The organism is Shewanella sp. DC2-4 (genome assembly GCF_013248875.1).
In the GTDB taxonomy this organism is placed as follows: Bacteria; Pseudomonadota; Gammaproteobacteria; order Enterobacterales; family Shewanellaceae; genus Shewanella; species Shewanella oncorhynchi.
The window spans coordinates 2,460,114-2,484,426 of record NZ_JABRVR010000002.1 but is presented as its reverse complement, the minus strand read 5'-3'; the positions used below and the strand labels follow the sequence as shown (position 1 = coordinate 2,484,426).

Genomic DNA, 24,313 nt, shown 5'->3' with positions numbered 1-24,313 from the left:
GTGCTGTTCTGATTGCCATTTACAATCAGTAACTTAATTTGCTTTCATTCATATTGAACTCGACTGATACATAATGATACGTTATAACGTATCATTTTTTTAGCAGTAATCATATGGAGACGACCCACAAAATGAATTCCCACAAATACCTTCTGTTATTAGGTGTTGGCACTTTAGCTGTTTCAGCAGAACCTATTGAACGTATCAATGTCACTGGGCATGCTTTAGAAAAACCATTAAGCCAAAGAATACAAGCCAGTAAAATCGAACTCAGCGGCGATGAACTAAATAATCGTAAAGCCGATACCTTAGGAGAAACTTTAAGCAAATTACCGGGAGTAGACAGTGGTTTTTTTGGTAGCTCATCGGGTAGGCCACAAATCCGTGGATTTGGTGGAAACAGGGTTAAAATGTTGCTCAATGGAACTCAAGTTGAGGATATGTCGTCGGTGAGTGAGGATCAATACATCCCCATCGAGCCCTTTCTTGCTGACAGTATCTTGGTCATTAAAGGTCCTACAGCTGTTATTGCCTATGGTGGGCAAGCGATGGCAGGTATTGTTGATCTCCAAGATGGTCGTATTCCATTGAGCCCAATCAATGGGTTTAACAGTCGCGCTGAAGTGAAAGCTGGCTTCAATAGTACAAGTACCGCACTGGCAAAACTTACCGCAGGGAATGAATCTTTTAACTTTGCGCTGAATATGATCAACAAAGACCGTGGTGACTATGATATCCCTGGATATTCTAAAGACAGCGATTGTAAAACGTGGTCAAAAGTCGTAGGTGCCGCACAGTTTGCCGATCTATGCCAAATCAAATATGCGCAACCTGTGTGGCAGATGAACAATCAATTAAAACGCTATGAAGATGCTACACCTTTAGAACAACAAATTATCACCGACTACTCAATAGACAGTAATGGCACTGTACTTAACAGCAGCCACCACACATCATCATTCTCGGCAGGCGGAAGCTACACTGGCCAACAACGTCTTTTGGGTTTGGCTTATGGTTATACGGACACTCATCGCGGTATTCCGGGATTTATGCGTCGTGGCAGCAGCGCACCAGTGGATTTTGATCAACGGGGTAATATTCGAATTTTCTCCCGTGGTGATCGCGTAGATATGAAGTATGTCGAAAACTGGGATGACAATTGGATAAACTCATTTAGCCTCGATGGCGCCTATTCGAATCAAGTCGATGATGAGCATATGGCAGAGGTATCCGTCAACCAATTCGAACTTACCTCTTGGGTCATTAGCCCTAAGCTCTATCATAGTTGGACATCAAACTTCGATGGTGTCTTAGGATTACAGTACGACACTAAAGCCTATAAAGGGGAGGGCTATGACAATTACATGCCTGATGTCGATAGTCAAAACTATGCAGCCTATACGCTACAAACCCTGCACTTTGGTCCGGTTACTTTTGAGTTTGGAGGTCGTTATGATGTGATTAAGCACCAAGTAAACGCAGAGGGTTACAAGGTAGGTCGAGGCTCAGGAGCGAATGTTAAAGATAGAAATTTTTATCTCCAAAGCTACTCAGGATCACTGCAATGGGACATATTGCAAAATTGGTCAACACGAGTCAATTACGTTCATGCCGAGCGTGCTCCTGAAATGAATGAGCTTTACGCCAGTAACCCACACTATGCTCTGTTAATTGAAGAACAGGGCAGCTCAAATCTTAAAAAGGAAATTAATCACTCCTTTGAAATAAATACCACCGCTAAAATCGCCGATTTACAGCTAATGGCAAGTTGGTATCAAAATCAATTCAATGATTTTATTTATCTTGGTAGTACAGGCCTTGAGCGTAATGGTACTTATGTTCGTGAATGGCGCCAAGCAGATACAAACAATCAAGGGTTAGAGGTACAAGCTATCTATACCTTCCCGTGGCAAAGGTGGGGAGTTTTTGAGCTCAGCGCATTTACTGACAGAGTGAGAAATACTCCTCGATATCAATACGATGGTAGTTACGATATCTTTAGTATTCGCCCACCTCTCGCTGGTGAGCGGGACGAATACTTTCGCCGCAGGTTAGAAGGCACTTCAATGCCTCGAACACCACAATCCAAAACAGGCACTGCACTAAATTGGCAGTATGATGCGCTTACAGTGTCCATCGATTATGTTCGCTATCATTCACAAGGTGACGTTAGCAGATTTGAGAGGCCCTCTGAATCTTATGCTTTGCTCGGAGCCAATATCACTTTAGATCAAGTCATTTCGAAAGTGCCGACTCAATTCTACCTAAGCTTAGATAATCTTACCGATGTAGATGCGCGCCCACATAACAGTTTCCTAAGGCATTTATCCCCTATGCCAGGTCGCTCAGCGGCTATTGGTGTCAGAGTGCAATTCTAAAAAGTTTCCTTCAAGGCTAATGGCCTTGAAGGTTTTCATTTGATTTCTTGATACCCAAGGCCAAAAATCTAACCTCCTTCAATTCAAGCCGCGACTTGCTGTTTTTTATCCCATTTTCCGAGAGATGTTTTTAAGTCATGACGGACCCAAAGCGTTTATCTGATGAAGCCTATTCAATGATATTTCTTACATAATATGGAAAAGTCATCCATTGGATTGAGTAAGAAATCTTTACCGACAATGGAAGTCATTTCTGATTCAGATATAAAAGGATTGTCAATTTTAAAAACTAATCGTTGATTCAATTTACTTTTTATCAAAAAATCGCAATGGCGTTGATAAAATAACTGGTCAAATTGACCATTATCGATAATTCTCTGGAGGCCAATTTGTATTCGCTGAGCTAAGCGAGGTTTGTTAGGCGAAACATAATAATATGTCGCTAGTGGAATATGTAGCATGATGCTTTCATCAACAACGAGATCTGGATATTGTTGATTAAACTGCTCAACCTCTTGAAATACTTCATTCACTCCGCGGCCAAATGTTATAAACCGTCCTTTTGATAGCATATTAAATAAACTGTCATATTGATTGCTTTCTATAATCTTAAATCCTGCTTGTTGCATGGCAACTTTAGTCGACCATTGGCTACCTGAACCAGTATCAAGAGCAGTTAACTGCGCTAGCGAGGTAATTTGGGCTAACCTAGGTATATTTTCCTTTTTAATAATAAAAATTCTAAATCCCTGAATGCCTTTTCTAATAGGAATTTTTATTGGAATAAGCTGTTTATTCCACTGTAGGTTAGAGGCTTCTGCAATAACATTGATGGTTTCACCCTCTTGTAATGCTCTGAAGATACGATTTCGACTCATTATTAGATCTGAGACTTGCAGTGATGCTTCACCAAAATCGGCTTTGGTTGCATCAATAACTAATTGTAAAAGGTCATAAGTATACTGATATCTGTGATCAAGCTTGGATTCAGACTGATTGATAATGAATTGATCATTAGCATAAGTGACGGGTATGTTTGCCAAGACCCACAGGGAAAGAATACAAAAAATAATGCCCAGTCGCTGTAAATTATCCATCAATAAACTCATTGCTAGAGGTTGAAATTGATTCGGTGTGCTTATTTTAGCAGTAGCCTAGATGGCTTGCGGGATAAAGAAACAGATGATAAGCGTAAATGATACATTTTTTTAGTTTGGGTTTATGTGAGTTGTAAATCAATTTAGACAGCCCAACGGTGTTGGCACTGGGTGCGAGTGGCTCGCTGAATATTTTAAAGTCCTTATGTAGTTTGGCCATAGTGTTTTTAATATGGCTTTACGTTATATATGCATAAACGTGTTTGTAGTCTGGCAACGATTTTGGGGAAGTTTGAAGGTCGTGTTTATTGCGTTAATCATTTATGAGTACGTGCTTTGAGCGTTTAACCCGCGCTGGCGCATGCTCCACGTTTTTACAGTGCTATCACTTTGGCTCTACTGCTGATGTTAAACATATAAATTGACCACTCAAGACCCAGAGAGGACATCAATGAACTCGGATAAAATTTTAGAATCTGCACAAGCAACCTTGTCTGGATTAATACCATTTCCTCAAATTGTCGGCAATCTTATTGCTGAAGGTGTCGAGTATTACTATGTAGACTATGCCTTGAAGTTATTTACTTTCTATAGCGCAGCAGGTTCTACAGTGCAATCACCTTTATCATTTGAGGGACTTCCATTAATTGCTGACAATTTTAATGTGATTGAACTCAGAGCTGCCATCTTGGATAGTCAGCAGCATGGGCAAAAATTTCGGCTTTTCTGCCAGCGCGCTATGAATGCAGGAGTTCAAGGTTATTTCGTGTTTTTGCGAGGTAAACGTGTAACCTATTTTGGCCGTCAAGGTGACCAGCATACCGAATGGTTTTCTGGCGCTAAGCCGAGCGTTGTCTAACAATGCTGACTAGGCTCGCCACTTTCTGGGCAGGGTGCATCGTGAGTTTTACATTGGGTGAATGGTTACGTGAAGTTCATTGTATACGTCACTTACATCTTCCTGTGTGCTTAACGTTATAGATCACTGGAGGCATAAATATGCTACCACGCAATGTCACTACTATTTCTCGAATGCCGATTTACGGCATCATGAAGATTAAGTCATATCTTGCGATGGTAATGGTTTACGGGGTGATTTTAATTGGTATTGGACGGTACAATTGCGGTTAAATAGGAGAATAATGTCTTATGTACCATCAATTTCTAAATGAACCTATGGTGCTTGGTGTTGCAAAGGCATCAATACTCACATTACGGCTACCCGACGATGTGAGTGATTTTATTGTGTCGCAGGCGATCAATGCCCCTTTACTAGAGATTATCGTCATCGCTGAAGCCGGAAGTCAGCAAAATATAGTCATCCGCTTCCAGCCGTTTATGGGTCTTAAGGTCGAATCGTTACCGCAAAGCCCTCAGGCTTTCAATACACCAATAACCCGCAGCCTTGGGCAAGGTTTTAGGCTTTATACACGGATGGGAACTGCTGCGAAATTTTGTGCGGCTGAATTGAGGCGAGGTGTATCTTTTACCTTAGATACGACTCGTCATTTAGGTGCAGATAATGACTTAATAGGTGCAGATAGTTACTTAACTTTTGCCTTACAAGCCAATTCAAAGTTTGAGTTAGTACCCTTAGAAGCGGATTTGCGGGTTTTGCATGAGCCCAAAGCGTTAATGGTTGCTAAAGCACTGTTAGCAAGGCACTACGACTATGCCGCATCATCTGAATCTCTTGCAATTTACATGACTGAAATCGAGCAGGTTAGATTAGAATTGCAGGCGTTTATGCGTGGGGAGCTTGGTCAATGTCATGCCAGCCTTGCTGATGAAGTATTAAGGATCGATCCCTTGCTACTGCAAAAACAACAATGGTTATTTAGAACCTATACCCATATGTTTGAGCGACCAAACTACAGCCGCGCTGCTAATGATGTCGATAACACTGATAAGCTATTAAGAAAATTAGAGTGTTATGAATTACTCGCTTCACCGGAATTGATCCTGATGGTAGACCGATTGATGGAAGACGAAACATAAACTTTTTTACCCAAATTTAGCTAAATGATAAGAGTCCATTATGCATTATTTATGTCCCCTGTGTGCCGCCCCACTGACGTTAACGGAGCGAACTTGGGGTTGTTCACAGCAACATAAGTTTGATATGGCCAAAGAAGGCTATGTCAACTTATTACCTGTACAGAAGAAAAACTCAAAAGATCCTGGTGATAATAAACAGATGATGTTTGCTCGGCGTGAATTTTTAAACGCGGGTTACTATCAAGGTTTGAGTGATAGAGTGAATGAGCTCGCGCTTGAGTTTAGTGCCGAAGCAAAACAAATCCTCGATATAGGCTGTGGGGAAGGGTACTACAGTCAACGTTTATTCCATGTGTTGAGCCAGCACCATGATTGCAATTTACAAGGTATAGATATTTCTAAGTCTGCAATTAAATATGCAGCTAAACGTTACCCTAATTTGCAATTTTGTGTCGCAAGTGCCTATGAAATGCCAATCGCATCCCAAAGTGTCGATCTTGCCATTCGTATTTATGCCCCTTCAAAAGTAGAAGAGTTACAACGAATTATGGCTGATGGAGGCTTACTGATAACGGTTTCTCCGGGACCTTTACACCATTTTGCGTTGAAACAACAAATTTATGCTGAGCCAAGATTACATCCCGTTTCCACAGCGCATATTGCTGGATTTGAGTGTCTTCATCAGGAGCGCTTAATCTCCCAGTTAGAACTGGCAAACAGTGAACATATCGCTCATTTTTTAGAAATGACGCCCTATGCTTGGAAGTTTACTCATGCCCAAAAGCAAGCATTTGCGTTGCAAGGACTGAACTGTGAATTGGATTTTCAAATTGAAGTGCATCGGATTTCAAAGTAAGTGATAAGATTAAGCTATTGAAATAAGTTATTTAAAATGCTTAACTGTACTTGCTAAACAGCATGAACCTAGTGTTCTGCTAGCCGGTTGCAAAACCGTAAAGTAGATTTAGGCAAAATAAATAATCCAAAGTGTCGCAGTGTGTTGACTTATCTTTAGAATGGTTTATAGTCTTATCAGCTTGAAGGTTGGGCTTATATTTATGTGTTCAATACGACCAGTTCGTCCTGTAAACATAAGTAATACCGGCATTTTCCAGCTCCACCCGCCGTTAAGGCTTTAATTTTTTATTTACAGGATTTATATTATGTCTCAAGTTACTGGTGTTGTTAAGTGGTTCAACTCTGACAAAGGTTTCGGATTCATTGAGCAAGAATCTGGTCCAGATGTATTCGTACACTTCCGTGCGATCAACTCTGACGGTTTCAAAACTCTTGATGAAGGCCAAAAAGTGTCTTTCACTGTGACTCAAGGTCAAAAAGGTCCACAAGCTGAAAACGTAACTATCATTGGTTAATTTTCAGTGCTGTTAGCCTGGAGCTGATAGCAATGGATTAAAGGGCTGTGGTTAATTCCGTGGCTCTTTTTATTTGTGCGAAAATAAAATTTCATTTAGTTTAGATTGTTGAATCCAGTATAAGCGACGAGATCCACTTAACATGTCGCATTAATTTAATGCTTAAATCTGAAGTTAATCCTCTAATATTTCTCTGTTAGAATCCAATTCTGATATCTCCAAGATTTTCAATAAAACCATTTGATACACTCTCCTTATTTTTACTCCTGTAACATTCAATTCCATTATATGTTAACTCTTAACTCTTAACTCTTAACTCTTAACGCTTACTCTTATCGAGTTTATTTTTTGCGTAATCTTATATTCAATGTCGAACGCGAATGTGTCTAATCATTCATTTGTTGTAAATCAGTGACTTCAGATATTGCCGAATATGATTGGTGCACTTGCATTTCTTGCACTTAGTTATCCTACATATACTAAGCTGCACCTAAGGCTGAAAGCCTTGTAGTAAAGAGTTAAGGCTGGCAAAGCATTTAGTGCTTGATATTAAAGAACACTAGCTTATTTATGATGTAGTTTGGAGCCGACCAAAAAACGAATATGGCTATTGAGATGCCTTGCATTTCGTACATTTAAGTATTTCCGACAGAAGCTTTAGGCTGCTAATCCAACTTAATTATCGGCTACTTTATAGCGGAATAATGCTTTCCCTCGACTAGTTTTCCTAACTTATAAAGGAGGGGTCTACAGTTAGCACTAAATGGATTAAGAGCCCTTTCTACTGGCGGGTATTGGCCTGATATTTTGTTAGCATGTTTATTGCTTCTAATGTGACGTTAGTGACAACGCAAGAATACTTAAAGTTGAGAACTATATACCGAGGATCTTTTGATGGGTTATGTTATTCAAGGGACTACGATTAAGCCGAAAAATGGATAGAGCTAAATTTAAATATTGTGGAGTATTACAGTATAAATAAAAAAGCCATGCAATTGCATGGCTTTTCTGGTTTAGCTTAAGTGATTATGGACGCGCCATATCCGACTCTGCACCATTAGCGAGTTTGATTTTGGCTGTAGACTCTTCGTTCGCAGTATTCTCATACTCTCGTCCTTTAGGGACTGCCACTTGTTCTCTCACCTCAACGACAGGCTTCGTCATATCCGAAGACACCATAGAGCCAAAGCGGCTGGCGGCTTTCGGCTTGCTGACAACAACTGCATCCGTGATTTGCGGTGTTGTTGGAACTGTTTGTACTGTGGCTTGAGGCTTAGCGATAGCAGCCGGTCTGGCCATTGGCGCAGAGGCTGTTGCTTTCACGGCTTCTTTTACTTCAGCGCTCGGTGCAACACTTGGCTCGACAAGTGTTTCGGTTTTAGCTGCTTCAGCTTTGGGTACTGCTACTGATTTAGTCACTGAGCTTTCAACTGATGGGACTGCAACGACTACGGCTTCAGCAGTAACGCTGGTCACCTGAGTTTCAACGATTGACGCAAGGTCAACTTTTACGTCAGCAGCCTTTGGCTCTTCCGCTTTCGTTTCAGTGGTTTTAGTCACAACAGGTTTAGTTTCAACTTGCTGAGTTTCAACTGCTGCAACGTCATTTGCTTGAGGCTGAGGCTCAACTTTTGCTTCTACTTTAACAACAGCAGGAGCTTCAACAGTTGGAGTTGAACTTGTTTCAGCTATTTCGACGCCATCAGTTTTAACGGCCGGTTCAGTTACCGCTGTTGTTTGAGTTGCAACAACAGGAGTTTCCACTCGAACACTGACGATTTCGCTTGGGTACTCTTGGTCAGCACCTAATTCGTCATTAGGAACGAATTGCGCTGGCGTTGATGTACCTTGGTCATCTTCGTCGCGACGACGACGTTGACCCGCTGCACGAAGGTGGCGAGGGCTACGACGGCTACGACGTTGACCATCTCTTTGCTCGCGTTTTGATTGATCATCAGCATTAGCATTTTCGTTGTCAGCATCAACTTCGCTATCTTGCGATACAGCATCCGCTGCTACAGTATGAGCTGCTGTGTCAACCAAGGTGTTTTCAGCTACGTTAACAGCATCAACCGCAGGTGTTTCTACTACAGTAGAAATTACAGTTGTCTCTTCTAGCACAATATTTTCTTGCGCTTCTTGAGCAGGTGCAGCTTCCTTACGAGGCTGGCGACGTGTTCTTGGCGCTTTAGTTTCTACTGGCGTTTGGGCAATGACTTCAGCTTTGGCATTAACACTGATAGTACTTGCCGCTGCGGCGTTAAGGGCTGCAATTTCCGCTAACACTTCTGCTGCATCTTCAGGTGCAATTGGGATCGCATTATCTGGCGTATTATGGCCATTATCGATACGCACCTTACGACGCATGTTACGGCGCTGACGACGCTCGCGGGCGACTTCTTGCTTAGGGGCATCATCTGCTTCAATGTCGGCAACAACATCTTTTGGCGCTTGTACGCGTGGCTTCGGTTCAGCTTTAGCTGGACGTTTAGCCGCTTCTTCTTTTTCGCGTACTGGACGTTCTTGTGTGCTGACTACTGCATCAGTCGGCTTTTTTGGATTGCGGCTACGCGGCTCACGAGTGCCTTCTTTTGCTTTGTCGGCATCTTGGGCATTGCGTGGGCGGCGAGTGTCATTACGACGGTTACGGCGATTGGCGTTAGCCGCACTGGTATCAGTTGCTTTAGTTTCAACAACTTTTACGGGTTCAGCTTTTTCACTTGGCGCAAACATGGCACTGATTGCACTCACAAGCTTGCTGAAGAAGCCTGGTTGTGGCGCTTCAACTTTCACCGTTGGTGATGGGGCTTGTTCTACTTTCTGTGGCGCTGCAAAACCTTTTAATGCCGGAATAGGCGCAGCAGTACGTTCCAGTTTGCGTGGCTCATACAATTTGGCTTCAGGATGCTCTATACGCTTATAGCTTGATTCACTGATTTCATCATCACTACGGTGACGGATCACGCGGTAATCAGGCGTCATCATGTGTGCGTCAGGTATCACATACACTTCGACATCGTGACGCTGTTCTGTGATGCGAATGGCTTTGCGTTTCTCGTTTAACAAGAAAGCTGCAACATCCACAGGCACAATCGCTTCGATTTGTGAGGTGTTTTCTTTGATGGCTTCTTCTTCCATCAAACGTAAAATTGACAGTGCTAAAGACTCGGTACTGCGAATCGTGCCTTGGCCATGACAGCGAGGGCAGATATGCGCTGCAGATTCTTCTAAAGAGGGACGCAGACGTTGACGCGACATTTCCATCAAACCGAAACGAGAAATGCGACCTAACTGCACGCGAGCACGATCGTGGTGCACAGCATCACGTAAACGGTTTTCAACTTCACGCTGATGACGCACTGGCGTCATATCGATAAAGTCGATAACCACTAAGCCACCTAAGTCGCGGAGACGCAATTGACGGGCAATTTCATCGGCGGCTTCGAGGTTAGTGTTAAGTGCTGTTTCTTCAATATCGCCGCCTTTAGTGGCACGGGCAGAGTTGATATCGATTGAGGTTAAGGCTTCAGTTGGGTCGATAACAATCGAACCGCCAGATGGCAGACGTACTTCGCGTTGGAAGGCGGATTCAATTTGTGATTCGATTTGGAAGTGAGTGAATAATGGCACTTCAGCTTCGTACAGTTTTACGCGCTCAACGAAATCAGGGCGAACTAAGGCGATATGTTGCTTCGCTTCTTCAAAAATACGTGGATGATCGATGAGGATTTCGCCCACGTCACGGCGTAAATAGTCACGAATAGCGCGAACTATCACATTGCTTTCTTGGTGAATTAAGAAAGGTGCGCCTTTAACTTGTGAAGCTTCGGTGATCGCCGCCCAGTGGTGTTGTAGAACTTTTAAGTCCCACTTTAACTCGGCAGATTCTTTGCCTACACCCGCAGTACGCACGATAAGACCCATGCCAGCAGGCACTTCTAAGTCAGCCATCGCTTCTTTTAGCTCAGTGCGTTCATCACCTTCGATACGACGAGAAATCCCGCCAGCACGTGGATTGTTTGGCATTAATACTAAGTAAGAGCCTGCAAGGCTGATGAAGGTCGTTAAGGCTGCACCTTTATTGCCGCGTTCTTCTTTGTCAATTTGGACAATAACTTCCTGTCCTTCACTGACCACTTCTTTGATATTTGGGCGACCTTGGAACGAATATCCCTTCGGGAAATATTCTCTAGCGATTTCTTTCAGTGGCAAAAAGCCGTGACGATCGGCACCGTAGTCGACGAAAGCGGCTTCTAAAGACGGTTCTACTCGGGTAATTTTACCTTTGTAAATGTTTGATTTTTTTTGCTCATGACCTGGGCTTTCAATGTCTAGATCATACAGTTGTTGCCCATCAACAAGGGCAACACGCAACTCTTCTGATTGAGTTGCATTGATTAACATACGTTTCATGATGACGTCATTCTTCTTTAAATAGAGGTCATCAAACATCGCGCTTCGCTGCATTACGGGCCTAGCAGTAGGTCAACTGAGCCTCACGGCTGGTGGCTAGGCATAGAGGTGCGCATTACTGTTAGACGCAGTCGCTGCGTGTCGCATCCTATTTATGGCTTATTTTTTAATGATTACAAAAACAAGGAATTCGTTGTAAAACATCAACCAACCCCATAAATTCTTTAGTTTCGTTCCGGTAATGCCCAAGTCGAATCGGTTTGTCTGACGACAAGTTAAAATATCCTTCGAAATCGGGGAGGAAAACCTAGGGTAAACCTTATTAAAGTAAGGTGACTTTCTCGATTTAATCGTAAAAAACGCATTTGTGGTATTTTTACTCTGTATACGATTTGCAAATCAATGATTTGCTATCAAGAAAATCTTTTTTTATCCGTTAAATTTTCCGCTTGGGATCAGGGCGTTGTGAACACTTTATTCACGGCTTATCCCTAATCGCTGGTGAAATATAGCAATAATCAAAAAATTCAGCAATGGAAAGGCACAATTCTTCTCAGTTGTTGTACAATGGCGACCGTTATAATTAGATGGCGCATCATGAATATAGAATCCACCCCACAACAGGTTCAGTTGATCACGATTGATGAAGATCACTTCGAACAGCGTATTGATAACTACTTAATGACCAAGCTGAAGGGCGTGCCGAAAAGCATGATCTATCGCATTGTCCGCAAGGGCGAGGTTCGAGTGAATAAGAAACGCATCAAACCCGAGTACAAGTTGCAGATTGGCGACATAGTACGTATTCCGCCAGTCCGCGTGGCAGAGCCGGATAACCGTACCGCACCATCGGCGAACTTAAGTAAAGTCTCGCAACTCGAAGATCGTATTTTGCATGAAGACAATCATTTGATCGTGCTGAATAAACCTGCTGGCATTGCCGTACATGGTGGTAGTGGAGTCGATTACGGTGTGATTGAAGCATTGCGTTCACTGCGTCCTCAACAAAAGTTTTTAGAGCTAGTACATCGTCTCGATAAAGATACTTCGGGTGTGTTGTTGGTGGCGAAAAAGCGTAGCGCGCTTAAACATCTGCATGATCAGCTTCGGTATAAAAAGATGCAGAAAGACTATTTGGCCTTAGTTAAAGGTGAATGGTCTGCTCAAGATAAAGCCGTTAAACAGCCTTTATTGAAAATCACCCTTAAATCGGGTGAGCGCATAGTGCGCGTTAATGCGGAAGGTAAACCTTCAGAAACGCGCTTTAAAATTATGCAGCGTTACCAAGGTTGTACTTTAGTGAAGGCAAGCCCTGTCACTGGACGTACTCATCAAATTCGGGTGCATTGCCAATTTGCTGGCCATCCTATCGCCTGTGATGATAAGTACAGCGAGCAAGGGTTTGACGATAGTATGCGTTCATTAGGCTTAACTCGACTCTTTTTACATGCCGCTGAATTGATGTTCATTCATCCAGAAAATGATGAAGTGATGCGGGTTTCAGCGCCTTTAGATGAAAATTTGTCGCAATTACTCGATAAGTTAAAGCGTGCGTAATCGACGGGGATAGGTTTCAAGGATGAAGATAAAGCAATACGATTTAGTGATTTTCGATTGGGATGGCACTCTGATGGATTCCATCGGTAAAATTATCACTTGTATTGAAAATATGGCTAAGGCATTGCAGTTACCTATCCCAACTGAAAGTGACATTCGCGATATTATTGGTCTTTCTATGACAGAAGCGCTGCGAGTCCTGTTCCCACAGGGGCTTAATTGTAGTGCTTCTTCCGTATATTCTCAGCTTCTACATTCTAATAATGCATTCAGCCAAGGCGAAAATGATCAATATCAGCAGATGCGCGCTGAGTTTAAAGTACAATATTTGCATTTAGACACCACGCCAACGCCGCTCTTTGCACAAGCACCTATTTTAATCGATGAGTTACATACTCAAGGTTATCAATTAGCCGTCGCAACCGGTAAAGCCCGTGCAGGGCTTGATCGCGTCTTTGAGCAAACAGGCTTAGGTCGATACTTTGTTGCATCACGCTGCGCCGATGAAGTGCACAGTAAACCCCATCCTGAAATGATCTCAAGTTTGCTGAAAGAATTGAATATTGCCCAGAACCGAGCCTTAATGGTGGGTGATTCTCTGCTGGATTTGACCATGGCGGCCAATGCAGGGATTGATAGCGTTGGCGTGACCTATGGCGCCCACAGTGCCGACAAGTTGCTGCTGGCAAAACCCATCGCCTTGATAGATTCACCAAAGCAATTACTGCAATACCTCTAACACTGCTATTTAATGCTGGAGCGGCAATACATGCCGCTCCAGCATGAGACTTCCTTATCACTTTTATTTACGTCTCGTCTTCTTGTCGATGAAACGACTCTGTAGCCCGGTATTTTTGATGCGCGTCATCGATTCAATAAACAGAGCAAAGCCTTGGCAAACGTTTAAGCGAGAACGTCTACACCTTGGGCTAACAGCATTTCCGTCAGTAATATCAGTGGTAAGCCAACTAAGGTATTGGGATCGCGACCTTCGAGCGCTGTAAATAACGCGATACCTAAACCTTCGCTCTTAAAACTCCCCGCGCAATAATAGGGCTCTTCTTTTTCAATGTAAGCCACAATCTGCGCATGGCTAAGGTGCCTAAAATGAACCGTAAAGGGTTCAACCTCAGCGGCCATAGCGCCAGTTTTGGCATTATAGAGTGCAAGACCAGTATAAAAGGTGATGGCCTTGCCTGAGGCTTGAGTGAGCTGCGCGACGGCATTATTAAAATGATGGGGTTTACCGATAATCTTGTCATCAATGACGGCAACTTGATCGGAACCAATAATCAGACCATCGGGGAATTGTTCTGCTCCCGCGACGGCTTTTGCTTTGGCTAATCGCAGCACTAAAGCATGGGCCGATTCTTCGAGATACGCCGTTTCGTCAATATTAGGATTGCAGCATTCGAAGGGTAATCCGAGTTTTCGCAGTAAAGATTGTCGATATACAGACGTCGAAGCTAAGATTAATGGGGTTGGCATAATGAGATATCCGCAAAAGAGTGACTCATATTGTGACCAATCAATGCGGGAGAGTGCAAGAGTTTCGTCTTTTATGGTTTCTTTTCAATGAATGCGACTATTTTAGGCGGCTTGCGCTTGTATGCGGCCCCATGCTTGGGTACTATTTCGCTTCCGTCAATTTCAATGTTGGGGCAGGGGAAAGGCTTAAGTCGCAAACTGGGACTTAAGTTAGTATTTTTTCTTTGACTCTAGCGTTTTCAAACTATAATATGCGCGCCTTATGCAAACAGTAAAGATACCGGTTTCAATTGATCCATTTCGCGCCGCCTCGAGTCGCCTAGTTTATCAGGGCGTTGTTCCTGGTGTGCAACTGAAAAGATTAACTGAGTTATGTGCCGGCGACTGTTCCGATGTGGCAGTGTCGCTTGAATGTGGCGTAGATTTACAGGGGATAGTCTACCTGAAAGGGAAGGCTGTGACGGAGCTCACTCTGATATGTCAACGTTGCATGACACTATTTACCACTGAGGTTACGGTCGAGTTTTGTTTTGGTCCATGTAGGACTAAGGCAGAAATCGATGAGCTCCCGGATGCGTATGACCCAATTGAGTGCAATGAAATTGGCGAAGTGCGTCTACATCAATTGATCGAAGATGAATTGATAGTCGCTATGCCGATAATCCCAATGCATCAAGAAATTGATTGCAGTGCAGGATCTAAAGACATGGTTGTAGGCGAGATAGAACCCGCTCAAGAGGAGCGTCCAAATCCGTTTGCAGTGTTAGAAAAACTGAAGAGCAAGTAATCGAGGAGACAGGCCAATGGCTGTACAACAGAACAAAAAATCACGTTCAAAGCGCGGAATGCGCCGTTCACATGACGCACTGAGCACTGCTCAGCTGTCTGTAGACGCTACCAGCGGTGAAATCCATATGCGTCATAATGTGACTGCAGATGGCTTCTATCGCGGTAAAAAGGTAATCAACAAGTAATTTGTTGGTTTCCTAATGACGAATCTGACGCTTGCGTTAGATGCAATGGGTGGTGATCATGGCCCCCACGTCACGGTGCCTGCAGCCTTGCGGGCACTACAATTACATTCTTTTCTTAAAATCATTTTAGTCGGTGACAAGACTGAAATTGATGTCTATCTACGTCAAGCCGAAGCGAGTTTACTTTCGCGCATAGAAATCATTCATACCGATGAAGTCGTTAGTATGTCTGATAGGCCTGTGCATGCCTTGCGTACACGTAAAAACAGTTCCATGCGATTGGCTATTGAGTTAGTGCGTGACGACCGCGCACAAGCGTGTGTGAGTGCCGGTAACACAGGGGCGCTGATGGCAATGGCGAAAGTATTGCTGAAGACCTTGCCTGGTGTTGATCGACCTGCATTAGTCAGTTGTTTACCTGCGGTGACTCAAAAACCGGTTTATTTGTTGGATTTGGGCGCGAATATTTCCTGTGACTCTGAAACCTTATTTCAATTTGCCGTGATGGGCTCAGTCCTGTGCGAAGCGGTAGATAAGAAATCTCGGCCAAAAGTCGCCTTGCTCAATGTGGGCGTTGAAGAAATTAAAGGTAATGACCAAGTTCAGCAAGCCGCGCAGTTGCTGCAACACACAGAACAAATCAATTACACAGGTTTTATCGAAGGGGATGAAATCTATTCCGGTAATGTGGATGTGATTGTTTGTGATGGGTTTGTGGGTAACATCACGCTCAAGACCTCTGAAGGTATTGCCAAGTTATTAGTACATCAGTTAAAACGGGGACTAACCCAAGGTTTATTCGTTCGTTTTCTGGCTAAACTTATCGCCCCTCGTATCCAGGCGGTCCTTAGTCAGATGAACCCCGACCACTATAACGGTGCAAGTCTGATAGGATTGCGCGGAATAGTTGTAAAAAGCCATGGAAACGCGGATGAAACTGCCTATTTACAAGCAATTAGTTTGGCAGTAACGGAAGCTCAACGTCGACTCCCTGAAATGATAAAAGATCGTTTGGAGTCGATTCTTTTAGATATAAATAACTGATCCCTCCTTATGCATACAAAAATTCTCGGAACTGGTAGTTATCTACCGGTGCAGGTGCGTAGCAATCAAGATTTGGAAAAAATGGTGGAAACCACTGACCAATGGATTGTTGAACGTACAGGTATATCAGAACGTCGCATTGCGGCTTTCGATGAAACCGTTTCAACTATGGGCTACCAAGCGGCATTAAAAGCGCTAGAAATGGCTGGCATAGAAGCATCAGATTTAGACATGATCGTTTGCGGCACCACCAGTGCTCCCAATGCTTTTCCTGCTGCGGCCTGTGAAATTCAAGCCATGCTTGGCGTGCATACCATTCCAGCTTTTGATATCGCAGCGGCGTGTTCAGGCTTTGTTTATGCTTTATCTGTTGCCGATCAATTTGTAAAAACGGGCGCGGCTAAAAAAGTATTAGTGATTGGTGCCGATGTACTGTCTCGCTTATGTGAGCCAGAAGATCGTTCAACGATTATTTTATTTGGTGATGGTGCGGGCGCGGTTGTGATAGGCGCATCCGAAACGCCAGGGATCATTTCGACCCACATTTATGCCGACGGTCGCCAAGGTGACTTATTGAAATGCGCTTTCCCACCACGTAAAGGCGAAACCTCTGAAGCGGTCGGTTTTATGACCATGAAAGGCAACGATGTCTTTAAAGTGGCTGTGACTCAATTGTCCCATGTGGTGACTGAGACGTTACGCATTAACAATATCGATAAGTCAGAAATTGACTGGTTAGTGCCACATCAAGCTAACTTCCGAATTATCAATGCTACCGCTAAAAAGCTCGATATGAGTCTTGATAAAGTCGTATTGACCTTAGCTAAACACGGTAATACTTCTGCCGCGTCAGTGCCCATTGCATTGGATGAAGCCGTACGTGATGGCCGTATTCAGCGCGGACAACTACTGCTGCTTGAGGCCTTTGGTGCTGGGTTTGCGTGGGGCAGTGCGCTCATTCGTTTCTAAGTTCTACATGTGTGTTCCACATGATTTTTCAATAAATTAAGTTAGCCATAGGTAATTTGAATATGGAAAATGTTGCTTTTGTATTTCCGGGTCAAGGTTCACAAGCCCTAGGCATGTTAGCCGAGCTTGCCGAATCTCATGCTGTTGTTGGACAAACCTTTGCTGAGGCGAGTGACGTCTTAGGTTATGATCTGTGGGCATTGGTTCAGCAAGGTCCTGTTGAAAGCTTAAATGAAACCGATAAAACTCAACCAGCCCTATTAGCGGCGAGCGTGGCGATTTGGCGTACCTATGTGGCTTCAGGCAAACCTATGCCTGCTATACTCGCGGGTCACAGCTTAGGCGAGTATTCTGCTTTAGTTTGCGCTGGTGTGATGGATTTTAAAGACGCGATTAAGTTGGTGGAATTACGTGGTCAACTGATGCAGCAAGCGGTTCCAGCTGGCACGGGTGCTATGTATGCGATTATCGGTTTGGACAACGAGAGTATCGCTAATGCCTGCGCCGAAGTGGCTCAAGGTGACGTGGTGAGTCCAGTTAACTTTAACAGTCCTGGTCAAGTGGTCATTGCAGGTCAAAAAGACGCAGTTGAGCGCGCTGCAGTAGCTTGTAAAGCTGCGGGCGCTAAAATGGCGGTGGCTCTACCTGTCAGCGTGCCATCACACTGTGCATTAATGAAACCTGCGGCGGATAAACTGGCCGTGGCATTAAACGATGTACAGTTTAATACCCCAACAATTACAGTGATTAATAACGTTGATGTGGCATCACCCACCTCTGCTGATGACATTAAAGATGCGTTAGTGCGTCAGTTATATTGTCCTGTCCGCTGGAGCGAAACTGTTGAGCTAATGGCCCAAAAAGGCATTACCCAACTGGTGGAATGTGGTCCTGGTAAAGTATTGACAGGATTAGCAAAACGAATTAATAAATCACTATCAGCCCAAGCGGTTAATGATGTTGCTTCATTAGCAGCATTAACTGAGTAAGGAGTTTATATGAGTTTCAACCTGAATTTAACAGGCAAAGTGGCTTTGGTGACAGGTGCGAGCCGCGGTATTGGCCGTGCGATCGCTGAGACACTGGTCGAAGCAGGTGCAGTGGTTATTGGAACCGCAACCAGTGAGAAGGGCGCTGCGGCAATCCAAGAATATCTGGGTGACAAAGGTTTTGGTTTAGTGCTTAATGTCACAGATAGTGAATCTGTTACACATTTATTCGCCTCGATCAAAGAAAAAGCGGGTGATGTTGATATTCTAGTCAACAACGCGGGTATAACCCGTGATAATCTGCTGATGCGGATGAAAGATGATGAATGGCAGGATATTATCGACACTAACCTGACATCGTTATTTAGACTGTCAAAACCTGTGATGCGTACCATGATGAAAAAGCGCTTTGGCCGAATCATCAATATCGGTTCAGTGGTAGGCACCATGGGCAATGCAGGTCAAGTTAACTACTCGGCAGCAAAGGCGGGTTTGATTGGATTTACAAAATCTCTTGCAAGAGAGGTTGCATCTCGTCAAATTACAGTTAATGCTATCGCTCCTGGATTTATCCAGACCGATATGACAGATGAGCTGACCGAAGAGCAGCAAAAAGCTATCATGTCACAGGTTCCGATGGAACGATTAGGGCAAGCGCAAGAAATTGCCAATGCAGTGCTCTTTTTGGCCTCGGACTCAGCCGCTTACATCACAGGCGAAACTTTGCATGTGAATGGCGGCATGTACATGGTTTAAGGGCGAATGGCAGGGATTTCTGTCGCAACTGAGTAGTGATCTGTATCAATTGATAGTGAAATTTCGTGGTTAGACCACGAAAACTAAGCTTGCATTGTCAGCCAAATCTAATAAACTACTCGCAATCTTACGCAAGTGCGTAATTTGAATAGGAAAGAAAACTAATGAGCAACATCGAAGAACGTGTAAAGAAAATCATTGTAGAGCAACTGGGCGTTAAAGAAGAAGACGTTAAGCCAGCGGCATCTTTCGTTGACGATCTGGGTGCAGATTCTCTGGACACTGTTGAGTTGGTTATGGCTCTGGAAGAAGAGTTTGATACCGAGATCCCTGATGAAGAAGCTGAAAAGATCACTACTGTTCAAGCAGCGATCGACTACGTTTCTAAGAATCAGTAATTCTGAATTCTTGAAGACAGGCGGCATTTTTGCCGCCTGTTTTTGTTTTACCCCCGTCAAATTCTGCCTCCGTGCCATTCAATCGTCTCTGGATCGTGTTTTAATTGTTATCCACGAGATGCTCGCCGCAGATTGGCGAATTTTTCTAAATAAAAATTATTTAAGAAATTGTCTAATGATAGAAAACCCTGTGTCCTCTATCTGAATTAACAAATTAGCATTTAAAGGTGACTGCCGTGTCTAAACGTCGTGTAGTGGTAACCGGTTTGGGGTTAGTAACTCCAGTGGGCAATACTGTCGATACTACTTGGAAGGCTTTGCTTTCGGGTAAGAGTGGTATTGCACCGATAACCAAATTTGATGCCAGTGAATTTACCACTCGTTTCAGTGGTTCAGTAAAAGATTTCGATGTTGAGCAATACGTAACGAAAAAAGACGCCCGTAAGATGGACCTCTTTATTCAATACGGTATGGCGGCTGGCATCCAAGCTATCCAAGACTCAGGTCTGGACATGAGTAAAGAAAACCCTGGTCGTGTCGGTACTGCTATTGGTGCGGGTATGGGCGGTATGTGGTTGATTGAACAAGGTCACAGCGCATTGATGAATGGTGGCCCGCGTAAGGTTTCTCCTTTTTTCGTACCTAGTACCATCATCAATATGATTTCGGGCCACTTGTCGATCATGTTTGGCATGAAAGGGCCAAATTTCGCCGTGACGACCGCTTGTACTACGGGCGTGCATAATATCGGTTTCGCGGCGCGTACCATTGCCTATGGTGATGCAGACGTGATGGTTGCGGGCGGTGCTGAGGATGTCACTTCTCCTTTAGGCGTGGCAGGTTTTGGTGCAGCGAAAGCATTATCGACACGCAATGACGATCCGACTGCGGCGAGCCGTCCATGGGATAAAGACCGTGATGGTTTTGTGATCGGTGATGGCGCTGGTGTGATGGTGATGGAAGAGTACGAACACGCAAAAGCGCGCGGTGCGACCATTTACGGCGAATTAGTCGGTTTTGGTATGAGCGGTGATGCGTTCCACATGACATCGCCTCCAAGCGACGGAGCAGGCGCTGCGGCGGCTATGGTCAATGCTATTAATGACGCTAAGTTATCACTGGAGCAAATTGGTTATATCAATGCCCACGGTACGTCGACGCCAGCAGGTGATAAAGCGGAAGCGGCAGCGGTTAAGTCAGTATTTGGCGACCACGCTTATAAAGTACTGGTTAGCTCGACTAAATCGATGACGGGTCACCTATTAGGTGCTGCGGGTGCGGTTGAAGCGATTTTCACTTTGCTAGCACTGCGTGACCAAGCAGTACCGCCAACCATCAACTTGGATAATCCAGACGAAGGTTGTGACTTAGATTTTGTTGCCCATACAGCCCGTGACGTGAAGATGGATTACGCTCTGTGTAACTCCTTCGGTTTTGGTGGGACTAACGGTTCATTACTGTTCAAGAAAGTGTAAAACACGCATTTATGGTGTAAAACACAGTGAAAAAATGCGCCTGAGGGCGCATTTTTTATGGGTCAAATTCATTGCTCATGTGAGTTGAACTCCGTTATCTTATGGCTTTATTGTGATAGATGTCACTTTCTAACTGTATGATATCCATAGTGTTAACATTTGTTCATCAAGCTTGTTTAATTCTAGTGACCACAGATAATGACAGACATATTCAATCTTAATGGAGTGTGTCATGTTAAATCCCGCGGTGATCCCGCTTGTTCCCCTCATTGGCGCATTAACTGCCAATCTGACCGAATTGATCCGCGGTGAGTTTAAAGTGTGGCATCCAAACATGGACATTGGGATCAAGACTTTTACCTTAGCAATCGCTGCTTACGTGGTGGTTTGGTTTGCCTTATTGGTGACGGCGATTAACGTCGGTGGCGATAGCAATATGTCTTCGGGCCTCGAAGTGCTTGGTTTCTTTATGTTTGGCTTAGGCGTTTACACTTTTGCTAAGGGTACACGTTTCGTCAGTAGTGAATTTCAGCTATGGATTTATCGTTTAGCGTTGCCGAGTTTATTGCTTTGCTGCGTGCTTATTAGCCACTTTGGTTAAATCGAATTTTTTGACGAGGCCAATCGTAATTATTTTTACGCTAATGGCGCTTTCTATCGTAAACTCAGCCTATTGCACGAAACATTGAGCCACAGTGGCTGAATAAGTTGAGGTTATATGGCTGGTATAGATAGACAAAGTACCCTGAGATTTTTGTCAGAGCCTGCGGATGTGAATTTTGGTGGTAAAGTTCACGGCGGCGCTGTGATGAAGTGGATCGATCTCGCGGCTTATGCCTGTGCAGCGGGCTGGAGCGGTAAATATTGTATTACTGCTTATGCGGGCGGTATTCGTTTTGTGCAACCCATTTTGGTGGGCAATATCGTTGAAGTCAGCGCAAAAGTGATTTATACGGGTAAAACTTCTATGCATATCGGTATCGATGTGCGAGCGGGCGATCCTAAAGTTTCTGAGCGTCATCTCACCACCCATTGTATTGTGATCATGGTCGCAGTTGATGAAGATGGCCTACCTACGCCAGTGCCTGAGTGGATACCACAGACGGAACATGATATTCATTTGCGGGATTCTGCACTGCGCTTGATGGAAATGCGTAAAAAGATTGGCGCCGAAATGGAAGCCCATGTGGTGAAATAGCCCCATAAATTAAATCAACAAAGGCGCTTAAGGCGCCTTTGTTGTTTTTAGCGAAAAGTGCATTTATCACTCGCTCCGATTTCATTCTGACGTTACCGTTGATGAATGTTAAACTGCGGCCACTATTTTGAATCGATTCATTTTGTTTGTCTATTTAAGGATCAGCTCATGGCAAAAGTCGCATTTATTGGTTTAGGCGTAATGGGATATCCCATGGCGAGGCATTTACTGAACAAAGGCCATGAGGTCACTGTTTATAATCGTACTTTTACCAAGGCGCAAACTTGGGTCGACACCTATGGTGGTCGCTGCTGTCCAACACCTAAGGAAGCGGCAGAGGGTCAAGATATTGTGTTTACTTGCGTGGGCAATGATAACGATCTGCGTGAAGTGGTATTAGGCAGTGATGGCGTTATTCATGGGATGGAAAAGGGCGCTGTGCTGGTTGACCATACTACGGCTTCGGCCGATGTCGCTCGTGAGCTTGCCAAAGTCTTAGCCGAAAAGGGCATTGATTTCCTCGATGCGCCCGTGTCTGGCGGCCAAGCGGGCGCTGAAAATGGCGCCTTGACTGTGATGGTCGGCGGCGATGAAGCGGTATTTGAGCGTGTTAAACCCGTGATTGAAGCCTTTGCCCGCTGCGCCGAGCGTTTAGGTGACGTCGGTGCAGGTCAGTTAACTAAGATGGTGAACCAAATTTGTATCGCGGGTGTGGTGCAAGGTTTGGCAGAAGCGCTGCAATTTGCCCGTAAAGCGGGACTCGATGGCGAGAAAGTCATTGAAGTGATCAGCAAAGGCGCGGCGCAAAGCTGGCAGATGGAAAATCGCTACAAGACGATGTGGGGCCAAAGCTATGAGTTTGGTTTTGCCGTCGATTGGATGCGTAAAGACTTAGGCATAGCCTTAGAAGAAGCCCGCCGCAATGGTTCACATTTGCCATTGACCGCTTTGGTGGATCAATTCTATTCAGAAGTTCAGGGCATGGGCGGTAACCGTTGGGATACGTCTAGCTTGCTGGCGCGCTTAGAGAAATCGGCGAAATAAGTTTTACCTTAAGTTTCATCGTTATAACAACTTAGGTTTTGTAGTGATAAAACTTTGGTTTCGGAGTGATAAACACTCTGGTTTCGCAGTGATAGGTTTTGCAATGATAAAAATGCCCAGTTTCGATTGCGTTGGCAAATAGGACTGGGCATTTTTGTTTGTATCGTTTTTGACTAGGACATTAAGAGCTAGGATATTTAATCGTTAGTCTTTCCAGCAAATATGGGTCACTAAACTGTGGGTTTCACCTGGTGCGAGCACGACTTTATCTTCTAATACATTGGCCGCTTCTAGGCAGACCATGGTCAGATAATCTTCTGGATTAAATCGGCCCAGGCGTTGTGACTTTTCAATCCATGGATTCCATAATACCGCTGATTGGCTGTTTTCACGGCTGACTTCGATTGTCCCCTGCGGCGTATGCAATAACTGCACTGGGCCGAGATCGGTATAGACACGATCTGTCTCGCGATCAAACAGCACTTCATCCGTGGTTTGCGGATAAGGCCCTTGTGCAAATTCGATGTATTTTGACCCACTAAAACCGCTGGCTTTGAGTTGGTGGATATCCTCAATCGGAAAATAGCTGTGCAACGCTTGGGTAAGTGTAACGGGGTCAGTACCTAAGTTGGTATTCACAAGACTAATGCTTAGGGTGTCGCCTAAGGTAAACAGTACGCTGACCTCAGTGTTATGCGGCCAATAGATTTTATCTTGCTCACTGATCTTTAAGCTAAAACGTAAATCTACTAGCTGGTTGCGCATTTCTACCGATCCCAGCGCCCAAATACGTGTACGGGCGAAACCGTGTTGGGGAAAGTTCGCTTCACTACTCATACCAAACCAAGGCCAGCATACGGGTACACCGCCACGGATCCCATTACCGGGTTGATAATCGTCAGCCGATGAAACCCACAGCAAAGGTGGTTTGCCTACGGGTTGAAAATAGTCTATTTGCGCGCCCTGCAAAAAAATTCTTGCCTGACATAACGCCGTATTCACTTCGACATAATCGAGCCCGTTGGCGTGCTTTTTAGTAGTGACAGAACCCATAGTAGCAATATCCTTAACTCTGCTGGCATATCAGAAAAACAGGCAGTTAGCTTACAAAGTTTTCCGCGATAACATAAGGCTTTGTTGCGATCAATTTACGGTTTCGCTG

22 protein-coding genes are annotated in these 24,313 nt (G+C 44.2%); 18 read left to right on the top strand and 4 right to left on the bottom strand.

The genetic code is table 11. From position 1 onward, the window contains the following. The first annotated feature begins 131 nt into the window (after nt 1-131). On the top strand, nt 132-2,378 hold the full coding sequence (locus HQQ92_RS11700; protein WP_173245485.1) for a TonB-dependent receptor: 2,247 nt from the start codon (nt 132-134) through the stop codon (nt 2,376-2,378). Nucleotides 2,379-2,551: 173 nt separating this feature from the next. Here the strand turns inward: HQQ92_RS11700 and HQQ92_RS11695 are convergent, their stop codons facing one another. Next, nucleotides 2,552-3,475: a hypothetical protein gene (locus HQQ92_RS11695; RefSeq protein WP_173245482.1), complete on the bottom strand. Its 924-nt coding sequence runs from the start codon at nt 3,473-3,475 to the stop codon at nt 2,552-2,554. A 451-nt stretch (nt 3,476-3,926) separates the two neighbouring features. On the opposite strand from HQQ92_RS11695, the gene HQQ92_RS11690 reads away from it, so the two are divergent. From HQQ92_RS11690 to HQQ92_RS11675, 4 genes are all read left to right on the top strand, one after another. Further along, entirely contained in the window at nt 3,927-4,334 is a 408-nt protein-coding gene (locus tag HQQ92_RS11690; RefSeq protein WP_173245479.1) for a DUF1398 family protein, read from the top strand. A gap of 290 nt (nt 4,335-4,624) precedes the next feature. Further along, nucleotides 4,625-5,473 carry a hypothetical protein gene (locus tag HQQ92_RS11685; protein WP_173245476.1) on the top strand — a complete coding sequence of 283 codons (849 nt, stop codon included), beginning with the start codon at nt 4,625-4,627 and terminating at the stop codon, nt 5,471-5,473. A 40-nt stretch (nt 5,474-5,513) separates the two neighbouring features. Next, nucleotides 5,514-6,329, top strand: coding sequence for a 23S rRNA (guanine(745)-N(1))-methyltransferase (gene rlmA / locus HQQ92_RS11680; RefSeq protein ID WP_173245473.1), 816 nt, complete (start codon nt 5,514-5,516; stop codon nt 6,327-6,329). 307 nt (nt 6,330-6,636) lie between these two features. Then, nucleotides 6,637-6,846: a cold-shock protein gene (locus HQQ92_RS11675; RefSeq protein ID WP_011789734.1), complete on the top strand. Its 210-nt coding sequence runs from the start codon at nt 6,637-6,639 to the stop codon at nt 6,844-6,846. A gap of 1,026 nt (nt 6,847-7,872) precedes the next feature. Here the strand turns inward: HQQ92_RS11675 and rne are convergent. After that, on the bottom strand, nt 7,873-11,313 hold the full coding sequence (rne, locus tag HQQ92_RS11670) for a ribonuclease E (RefSeq protein ID WP_173245470.1): 3,441 nt from the start codon (nt 11,311-11,313) through the stop codon (nt 7,873-7,875). Nucleotides 11,314-11,856: 543 nt separating this feature from the next. Between rne and rluC the strand changes: the two genes are divergently transcribed. Both rluC and HQQ92_RS11660 read left to right on the top strand, forming a co-directional pair. Next, nucleotides 11,857-12,816, top strand: coding sequence for a 23S rRNA pseudouridine(955/2504/2580) synthase RluC (gene rluC / locus HQQ92_RS11665; protein WP_049821723.1), 960 nt, complete (start codon nt 11,857-11,859; stop codon nt 12,814-12,816). A gap of 22 nt (nt 12,817-12,838) precedes the next feature. Continuing rightward, nucleotides 12,839-13,555, top strand: coding sequence for an HAD-IA family hydrolase (locus tag HQQ92_RS11660; protein WP_173245467.1), 717 nt, complete (start codon nt 12,839-12,841; stop codon nt 13,553-13,555). Between the two features lie 164 nt (nt 13,556-13,719). On the opposite strand, the gene HQQ92_RS11655 is transcribed toward HQQ92_RS11660, so the two are convergent. After that, a complete protein-coding gene (locus tag HQQ92_RS11655; RefSeq protein WP_173245463.1) occupies nt 13,720-14,304 on the bottom strand; it encodes a nucleoside triphosphate pyrophosphatase in 585 nt (194 codons plus the stop codon). 262 nt (nt 14,305-14,566) lie between these two features. On the opposite strand from HQQ92_RS11655, the gene yceD reads away from it, so the two are divergent. From yceD to HQQ92_RS11600, 11 genes are all read left to right on the top strand, one after another. After that, entirely contained in the window at nt 14,567-15,091 is a 525-nt protein-coding gene (gene yceD, locus HQQ92_RS11650) for a 23S rRNA accumulation protein YceD (protein WP_028760371.1), read from the top strand. A gap of 16 nt (nt 15,092-15,107) precedes the next feature. Beyond that, the gene (rpmF, locus tag HQQ92_RS11645; protein WP_006081226.1) at nt 15,108-15,278 is read left to right on the top strand and encodes a 50S ribosomal protein L32; all 171 of its coding nucleotides are present in this window, start codon (nt 15,108-15,110) and stop codon (nt 15,276-15,278) included. Between the two features lie 15 nt (nt 15,279-15,293). Beyond that, nucleotides 15,294-16,322: a phosphate acyltransferase PlsX gene (gene plsX, locus HQQ92_RS11640; RefSeq protein WP_028760370.1), complete on the top strand. Its 1,029-nt coding sequence runs from the start codon at nt 15,294-15,296 to the stop codon at nt 16,320-16,322. 9 nt (nt 16,323-16,331) lie between these two features. Then, nucleotides 16,332-17,291, top strand: a complete 960-nt coding sequence (locus HQQ92_RS11635; protein ID WP_028760369.1) for a beta-ketoacyl-ACP synthase III — start codon at nt 16,332-16,334, stop codon at nt 17,289-17,291. A 62-nt stretch (nt 17,292-17,353) separates the two neighbouring features. After that, nucleotides 17,354-18,280, top strand: coding sequence for an ACP S-malonyltransferase (gene fabD, locus HQQ92_RS11630; RefSeq protein WP_173245461.1), 927 nt, complete (start codon nt 17,354-17,356; stop codon nt 18,278-18,280). 9 nt (nt 18,281-18,289) lie between these two features. Next, nucleotides 18,290-19,036 (top strand): 3-oxoacyl-ACP reductase FabG, encoded by a 747-nt coding sequence (gene fabG / locus HQQ92_RS11625; protein ID WP_006081230.1) that lies wholly within the window; start codon nt 18,290-18,292, stop codon nt 19,034-19,036. A gap of 164 nt (nt 19,037-19,200) precedes the next feature. Next, nucleotides 19,201-19,434, top strand: a complete 234-nt coding sequence (acpP, locus tag HQQ92_RS11620) for an acyl carrier protein (protein WP_006081231.1) — start codon at nt 19,201-19,203, stop codon at nt 19,432-19,434. A gap of 236 nt (nt 19,435-19,670) precedes the next feature. Next, nucleotides 19,671-20,909, top strand: a complete 1,239-nt coding sequence (gene fabF, locus HQQ92_RS11615; RefSeq protein ID WP_006087466.1) for a beta-ketoacyl-ACP synthase II — start codon at nt 19,671-19,673, stop codon at nt 20,907-20,909. A gap of 232 nt (nt 20,910-21,141) precedes the next feature. After that, nucleotides 21,142-21,510 (top strand): hypothetical protein, encoded by a 369-nt coding sequence (locus HQQ92_RS11610; protein WP_028760367.1) that lies wholly within the window; start codon nt 21,142-21,144, stop codon nt 21,508-21,510. A gap of 117 nt (nt 21,511-21,627) precedes the next feature. Then, nucleotides 21,628-22,107 (top strand): acyl-CoA thioesterase, encoded by a 480-nt coding sequence (locus HQQ92_RS11605; protein ID WP_105252855.1) that lies wholly within the window; start codon nt 21,628-21,630, stop codon nt 22,105-22,107. Nucleotides 22,108-22,275: 168 nt separating this feature from the next. Further along, complete coding sequence (locus tag HQQ92_RS11600) at nt 22,276-23,151, top strand: NAD(P)-dependent oxidoreductase (protein WP_173245458.1); 876 nt, start codon at nt 22,276-22,278, stop codon at nt 23,149-23,151. 204 nt (nt 23,152-23,355) lie between these two features. On the opposite strand, the gene HQQ92_RS11595 is transcribed toward HQQ92_RS11600, so the two are convergent. Then, entirely contained in the window at nt 23,356-24,204 is an 849-nt protein-coding gene (locus HQQ92_RS11595; protein WP_173245456.1) for a D-hexose-6-phosphate mutarotase, read from the bottom strand. Between the last annotated feature and the right edge of the window lie 109 nt (nt 24,205-24,313).

What these genes read in the sequence shown, in the direction of transcription:
- HQQ92_RS11660 (WP_173245467.1), top strand. Translation starts at nt 12,839, where the DNA reads ATGAAGATAAAGCAATACGATTTAGTGATTTTCGATTGGGATGGCACT.
- HQQ92_RS11610 (WP_028760367.1), top strand. Translation starts at nt 21,142, where the DNA reads ATGTTAAATCCCGCGGTGATCCCGCTTGTTCCCCTCATTGGCGCATTA.
- rluC (WP_049821723.1), top strand. Translation starts at nt 11,857, where the DNA reads ATGAATATAGAATCCACCCCACAACAGGTTCAGTTGATCACGATTGAT.
- fabD (WP_173245461.1), top strand. Translation starts at nt 17,354, where the DNA reads ATGGAAAATGTTGCTTTTGTATTTCCGGGTCAAGGTTCACAAGCCCTA.
- HQQ92_RS11675 (WP_011789734.1), top strand. Translation starts at nt 6,637, where the DNA reads ATGTCTCAAGTTACTGGTGTTGTTAAGTGGTTCAACTCTGACAAAGGT.
- rlmA (WP_173245473.1), top strand. Translation starts at nt 5,514, where the DNA reads ATGCATTATTTATGTCCCCTGTGTGCCGCCCCACTGACGTTAACGGAG.
- rpmF (WP_006081226.1), top strand. Translation starts at nt 15,108, where the DNA reads ATGGCTGTACAACAGAACAAAAAATCACGTTCAAAGCGCGGAATGCGC.
- HQQ92_RS11600 (WP_173245458.1), top strand. Translation starts at nt 22,276, where the DNA reads ATGGCAAAAGTCGCATTTATTGGTTTAGGCGTAATGGGATATCCCATG.
- HQQ92_RS11695 (WP_173245482.1), bottom strand. Translation starts at nt 3,475, where the DNA reads ATGGATAATTTACAGCGACTGGGCATTATTTTTTGTATTCTTTCCCTG.
- plsX (WP_028760370.1), top strand. Translation starts at nt 15,294, where the DNA reads ATGACGAATCTGACGCTTGCGTTAGATGCAATGGGTGGTGATCATGGC.
- HQQ92_RS11605 (WP_105252855.1), top strand. Translation starts at nt 21,628, where the DNA reads ATGGCTGGTATAGATAGACAAAGTACCCTGAGATTTTTGTCAGAGCCT.
- rne (WP_173245470.1), bottom strand. Translation starts at nt 11,313, where the DNA reads ATGCAGCGAAGCGCGATGTTTGATGACCTCTATTTAAAGAAGAATGAC.
- HQQ92_RS11685 (WP_173245476.1), top strand. Translation starts at nt 4,625, where the DNA reads ATGTACCATCAATTTCTAAATGAACCTATGGTGCTTGGTGTTGCAAAG.
- HQQ92_RS11595 (WP_173245456.1), bottom strand. Translation starts at nt 24,204, where the DNA reads ATGGGTTCTGTCACTACTAAAAAGCACGCCAACGGGCTCGATTATGTC.
- HQQ92_RS11690 (WP_173245479.1), top strand. Translation starts at nt 3,927, where the DNA reads ATGAACTCGGATAAAATTTTAGAATCTGCACAAGCAACCTTGTCTGGA.
- yceD (WP_028760371.1), top strand. Translation starts at nt 14,567, where the DNA reads ATGCAAACAGTAAAGATACCGGTTTCAATTGATCCATTTCGCGCCGCC.
- fabG (WP_006081230.1), top strand. Translation starts at nt 18,290, where the DNA reads ATGAGTTTCAACCTGAATTTAACAGGCAAAGTGGCTTTGGTGACAGGT.
- HQQ92_RS11655 (WP_173245463.1), bottom strand. Translation starts at nt 14,304, where the DNA reads ATGCCAACCCCATTAATCTTAGCTTCGACGTCTGTATATCGACAATCT.
- HQQ92_RS11635 (WP_028760369.1), top strand. Translation starts at nt 16,332, where the DNA reads ATGCATACAAAAATTCTCGGAACTGGTAGTTATCTACCGGTGCAGGTG.
- acpP (WP_006081231.1), top strand. Translation starts at nt 19,201, where the DNA reads ATGAGCAACATCGAAGAACGTGTAAAGAAAATCATTGTAGAGCAACTG.
- HQQ92_RS11700 (WP_173245485.1), top strand. Translation starts at nt 132, where the DNA reads ATGAATTCCCACAAATACCTTCTGTTATTAGGTGTTGGCACTTTAGCT.